At 66.9% G+C, this 4,855-nt stretch carries 6 protein-coding genes; 2 read left to right on the forward strand and 4 right to left on the reverse strand.

The window, feature by feature from the left end; all coding sequences use genetic code 11:
* From KJ554_01820 to KJ554_01835, 4 genes are all read right to left on the reverse strand, one after another.
* A partial coding sequence (locus KJ554_01820) for a hypothetical protein (GenBank protein ID MBU0741071.1) occupies positions 1–297 on the reverse strand: 297 nt, incomplete at its 3' end.
* Between the two features lie 3 nt (positions 298–300).
* Positions 301–690 (reverse strand): hypothetical protein, encoded by a 390-nt coding sequence (locus tag KJ554_01825; protein MBU0741072.1) that lies wholly within the window; start codon positions 688–690, stop codon positions 301–303.
* 4 nt (positions 691–694) lie between these two features.
* A complete protein-coding gene (locus KJ554_01830) occupies positions 695–1,000 on the reverse strand; it encodes a hypothetical protein (protein MBU0741073.1) in 306 nt (101 codons plus the stop codon).
* Positions 1,001–1,023: 23 nt separating this feature from the next.
* Positions 1,024–3,009 carry a phage major capsid protein gene (locus KJ554_01835; GenBank protein MBU0741074.1) on the reverse strand — a complete coding sequence of 662 codons (1,986 nt, stop codon included), beginning with the start codon at positions 3,007–3,009 and terminating at the stop codon, positions 1,024–1,026.
* A gap of 42 nt (positions 3,010–3,051) precedes the next feature.
* Between KJ554_01835 and KJ554_01840 the strand changes: the two genes are divergently transcribed.
* Positions 3,052–3,657: a hypothetical protein gene (locus tag KJ554_01840; GenBank protein ID MBU0741075.1), complete on the forward strand. Its 606-nt coding sequence runs from the start codon at positions 3,052–3,054 to the stop codon at positions 3,655–3,657.
* Positions 3,654–4,855, forward strand: a 1,202-nt coding sequence (locus tag KJ554_01845; GenBank protein MBU0741076.1) for a phage portal protein, incomplete at its 3' end; no start/stop codon positions are given. The genes KJ554_01840 and KJ554_01845, both read left to right, overlap by 4 nt.

The following is a 4,855-nucleotide window of genomic DNA, read 5'->3' on the forward strand; positions in this document are numbered from 1 at the left end:
CCTCAACGCGACGCGGGTCATGGCCCCGTCCCCGTAGGGCAGGACCTTTAGGACGGTGTAGGCGGCTCCGCCTACGGTGATGGCCGCACCCGACACAAGGCCGGGCAGTGCGCCGCTCTGGACGTGCACGGTCTCATCTGCCGCTACGACGGCCGGCATCTCACCGCCGAGGATCTCGACAGCCTCCCGGTCGAGCAGTCCAGTCACCGTGGTTGCGCCAAGGGTGACCTCGACGCCGCCACCGGCTTCAGCCAGATCAACCAGGATCGCGGTGATGTCGGATTCGCCGAGGAACATCGGTCAGCTCACCTTCTTGATGCCCACGAACTCCACGCCGAAGTCGAACGACGGGGTGGTGCCGGCGATCGTCCCGATCACCCGCAGATACCGCTTCAGGTCGGACGCGTTCAGCTTCATGACCTTGACGCCGGCCGTCTCGGCGACGCTGGTGATCTGGGAGAAGGCCCCGCTGGTCACATCGGCGTAGGTCGAGTCGTCGTCCGAGTGCTGGAGCTTCACGTCGAGGGTCGGCGTGGTTCCGGTACCGGCCGAGGTGTTCAGCAGGACCAGGGCCACACCCTCGAAGTCGAGCAGGTCGATGCCAGTGCCGGTCAGGGTGGTGGTGCGCCGGGCGGCCGGGGCGAGTTCACCGCTCACGGCCTGGGCCAGGGCGTTCAACAGGTGGGTCATCGGGTTACCTCCCGCCGGCGCGTGGCCGGCTTTTGCGCTCTTGGGGCGTCACTGTGTCGGGGTCTCGGCTTTCAGGGGCCGGGTCCTGGTGGCTAACGGCAGCGGGCCCGGAGGCCTTGATGGCCTCCGGACCCACCTCGGGCGCAGAAGGGATGACGCGGGCATAGCCCATCCGGACCTTCTTGCGGGCGTCGGCAATCGACAGATCCTTCGGAGCCACCAGGACCTGACCCGGGAAGACGTCGTTGCCTTCGCCACCCAGGCAGTGTCCTGTTGTGACCTCGATCGTGAGCTTGCCCTGCTCCGTCATGCGATCCATCCCTCTGTGCCAGGCTACGACAGCGTCGCGCCGGTTCCCTTGACGAACGACTCGCCGCGGCGGACCGCGGTATCGCCCATCGAATAGCTGGTGATCAGGATCTGGCCGCGGGCGGCCTTGGTGACCACGTCGACCACGATCTCCAGGTCGTTGCCCCACATGCCCACGAGCAGATCGTTCCAGTTGCCGAAGATCAGGCCGTGCTCGTTGCTACCTGCCCCCAGCGTCTTGGAGATCTGGTTCGTGGTGCGGGCGGGGTAGCCGCCGAGCTCACCCTCGCGGTAGGTGCCGGCCCACAGGAAGACCGGGTAGCCGCTGACCAGGGGAGTGCGCTTGAGCACCCCGGCCATCAGCGGCGTGGTCATCCAGGACAGGGCCCCGAGGTCGGCGTTCTTGTCCGCGACCAGGGCGGGCATCGTGGTGATGTCCTCAAGGTCGGGGACGCCGCCCACGGGATGGGACTGCACGTCGGCTGCCCCGTAGATGCCCACCGGCTGCTTGTCCGTGCCCTTGCCGTGCAGAGCGCCGAGGTCAATGGCCAGACCGTGGCCAGTGGCGAGGTCGCTCCTGATGTCGGCTTCGACATCGATGGAGGACATCACCAGCAGCTGCCGCGGGATCTGGACCTGACCGATCAGCGTCTTGGGCGAGAGCGACACGTAGCCGTACGCGGGCTCGGACTGCGGGGCGTCACTGGGCGGGTTCTCTTCCATCCAGGTGACGATCGGGGCGCCGGTCTTCTTGTTGAAGTAGACCACCCCCTGTAGGCCCGGATAGAGCTTGGCGCCAGCGACCAGCACCAGCGCGCGGTTGCGCAGCAGGTCGATCATGTCGGGCATGACCTGCTGGCCAACGAGCGTGGCCCCGCCGGTCGGCTGGGCCGTGCCCAGCACACGCTGCTGGTCGTCGTCGTGCAGACGCCAGGGGACGAGCACGCCGCCGTGATCCGCACCGGTGCGGTGCTTGGTGAGTTCCTCGTGGACCTCGGCCTCGAGCCCGTCGTACCGGGCGCGCTTGCCGTCCATCAGCTCGGCCTGCATGCGGATCGCGCGGTGGATGGAGTAGCGCTTTTTGTCCCGGGCCGGCATCGCAGCCAGGGATTCGGCCGAGGGCTGACCTGGGCCGTGGGTGCGGACCGCCTTGAGGATCTCGCGCGAGACCTGATCGGGGCTCAGGCCTTGCCGGATCCATCCAGCCGCCTTTTCGGTGACCCCGTGAACCTGGGCCATGTCCATGATCTCGGCCGCCTCAGCACCGCGATCGCGGGTTTCGACCACCTTGGGTGCCGGCGCAGCCGCCGCCGACCCGACCGGGGCCTCGGTGCCCGGCGCGGGCGTGACAGCCGCGGTGGGCGGGGTTCCTGCTTCGACACTCATGGTTCGTTCTCCTTCGGTGGCGGGCTCTTCGATCGTGAACTCGACCAGATCGACGTCGGCTGCGGCGCGCGTGCGGCCGAAACCGACCTTGTGGTCAGCGGGGATGGGTTCGGTGGAGACTTCGTAGGGCATCCAACGGCAGCGGTAGGTGGCAACGCCGGTCTTCTTGTCCTTGGCGACCATCTGCATCGACAGGACCTGGTAACCGACCGACACGGTCTTGATGTGCCCCTCGCGGAGCATCGTTTCCTGCTCCTGCCCCAGGGGGATCGAGGAGAAGCTCGCCAGGCCGCGCAGGCGTTTGCTCTGCGGATCGAGCGCGATGTCGTTGACCGAGCCGAAGTGCAGAAGCCGCTGGTGGGATTTGATCAGGGGCAGGCCGCTGGCGGCCCGGGACAGGTCCACGTCGCTGGACTCGTGGGAGAGGATCTCATCGTAGTCCTCCCAGGTATCCCAGGAGAACCGGCGCACCGGCGCTTCGCTCGAGAAGGTGACGGGGTAGAGCCGAACGTCTCCCTCGGCGCCATCGGTGCGCGCCTCGACCTCGACGTCGAAGTTCCGGTACTGGATCCGCGGCACCTTGACGGTGCGCGTTTTTACGGGTGCTGCCACGTGCGTGTTCATGGCAACAGTAGTGGTGGATCTGAGAAGCCCCCACCAATCTAAATGTCATTTAGATTGGTGGGCCGCATCACGGAGTGGCAGCGTGGCGGCATGGCACACGAGTATTCCGCACTTCCCGAGTCGTTCTCGGCAGGGACGACCGTCAGGTACCGCAAGCGGTTGAGCGATTTCCCGGCCACGGCTGGCTGGACGCTCAAGCTGCATCTGGCTGGCGCCAGCGTGCGTTCTGCGACCGCCGCCGCGGACGGGGACGATTTCGTCGTGACGATCGCCGCGACCGATACCGAGTCCTCTTTCGCCGCCGGGCTCTACCAGTGGACAGAGCGCGTCTCGAACATCGCCGGCGAGGTCTACGAGGTCGCCTCGGGCATCGTAACCGTGGTGGCGAACCTGGCCGAGGCGACCGAGGGCAGCGAGCAGCAGTGGATCGAGCGCTCAGTCGCGGTGCTCAAGGCCCACATCGAGGGGCGGCTGGCTGCAGGGATGGAGTCGTACCAGATCGCCGGTCGCGTCGTTGCGAAGATGCCGATCAAGGAAGCAGTCGGCCTGTTGACCACCCTCGAATCCCGCCTGGCGCGCCTCAGAAACCCTGATTTCATCACGCGGCCGGTTCTGGTCTCGTTCACCGGTCCGGGGTTCGAGCGATGAAGCGGCGGTCGTTTCATCAGCGCCTCGGAAGGGCGATTCGGCTGGCCTGGGTAGAGATCGCGGGGGCCAGGAGCGTCTACGACGGCGCCGGCGTGCATCGGCTCCTGCTCGATTGGATCACGCAGGCCCGTTCGGCCGACGAGGAGATCCGCGGCGATCTGCGGCTCCTGCGCGCCCGGGCGCGTGAGCTCGGGCGCAACAACAGCTACGTCAAACGCTACTTCCGGCTCCTGGTGAACAACGTTATCGGTCCGATGGGGATCAAGCTCCAGGCCCAGGTGAAGATCGGCGCCGAGGCCGACGTGAAGACCAACGCCGCCATCGAGGCTGCCTGGAACGACTGGGCAAGCTCGCCTGTTACCGTCGATGGGCGCCTGACGCTGCGCCGCTTCGAGAAGCTGATCCTCAAGACGGTGGCCTGCGACGGTGAAGCCTTCGTCCGGCTCTGGCGCGGGCATGAGGGCAACACCTACGGTCTGGCCCTGCAGGCGATCGACGCCGACCTGATCGACGAGACCTTTAGCTGGTCCCGCCGCGGCAGCGAGAACGAGATCCGGATGGGGGTCGAGGTCGACGCTCTCTCGCGCCCGGTCGGCTACTGGGTATGGAATACCCCGGCCTTCAGCGTCGATCTTCTGCGGGAGCGCTACTTCATCCCCGCGGGCGAGATGCTCCATCTGTACGACCCCGAGCGCGTGAACCAGACCCGCGGAGTCACGTGGGTCCACTCGGTGATGGTCCCAGCCCACATGCTGAACGCCTACGAGGAGAGCGAGGCCGTGGCCGCGCGGATCGGCGCGTCGAAGATGGGCTTGTTCGAGAAGAGGATCGACTCGGTGGCCGGCGACCTGGCGAGCGAGCGCAAGCCCGCCACCATGGAGGCCAACCCGGGGACCTTCGAGATCGTCCCGGACGGCTACGAGTTCAAGGCCTGGGAGCCGGAGCACCCGACGGCGCAGTTCCCGGCGTTCATCAAGCAGATGCTTCGGAAGATCGCCTCCGGGTTCAGCGTCTTCTACAACGTCCTCGCGAACGACGCCGAGGGAGTGAGCTACTCCACGATGCGGAGCTTCGCCCTCGTGGAGCGCGACGACTGGCGCTCGATCCAGCAGGACTTCATCGACCTCTGGCGCCGGCCCCTCTACTCTGCCTGGCTCGGCATGGCCTTCCTCACCGGGGCGCTCAAGCTCGCCTCGCG

It is taken from the genome of bacterium, from assembly GCA_018814885.1.
Taxonomy (GTDB): Bacteria; Krumholzibacteriota; Krumholzibacteriia; order LZORAL124-64-63; family LZORAL124-64-63; genus JAHIYU01.

Excerpts from the sequence above, each read along its gene's own strand:
- KJ554_01835 (MBU0741074.1), bottom strand. The coding sequence starts at position 3,009 with ATGAACACGCACGTGGCAGCACCCGTAAAAACGCGCACCGTCAAGGTG.
- KJ554_01840 (MBU0741075.1), top strand. The coding sequence starts at position 3,052 with ATGTCATTTAGATTGGTGGGCCGCATCACGGAGTGGCAGCGTGGCGGC.
- KJ554_01825 (MBU0741072.1), bottom strand. The coding sequence starts at position 690 with ATGACCCACCTGTTGAACGCCCTGGCCCAGGCCGTGAGCGGTGAACTC.
- KJ554_01830 (MBU0741073.1), bottom strand. The coding sequence starts at position 1,000 with ATGACGGAGCAGGGCAAGCTCACGATCGAGGTCACAACAGGACACTGC.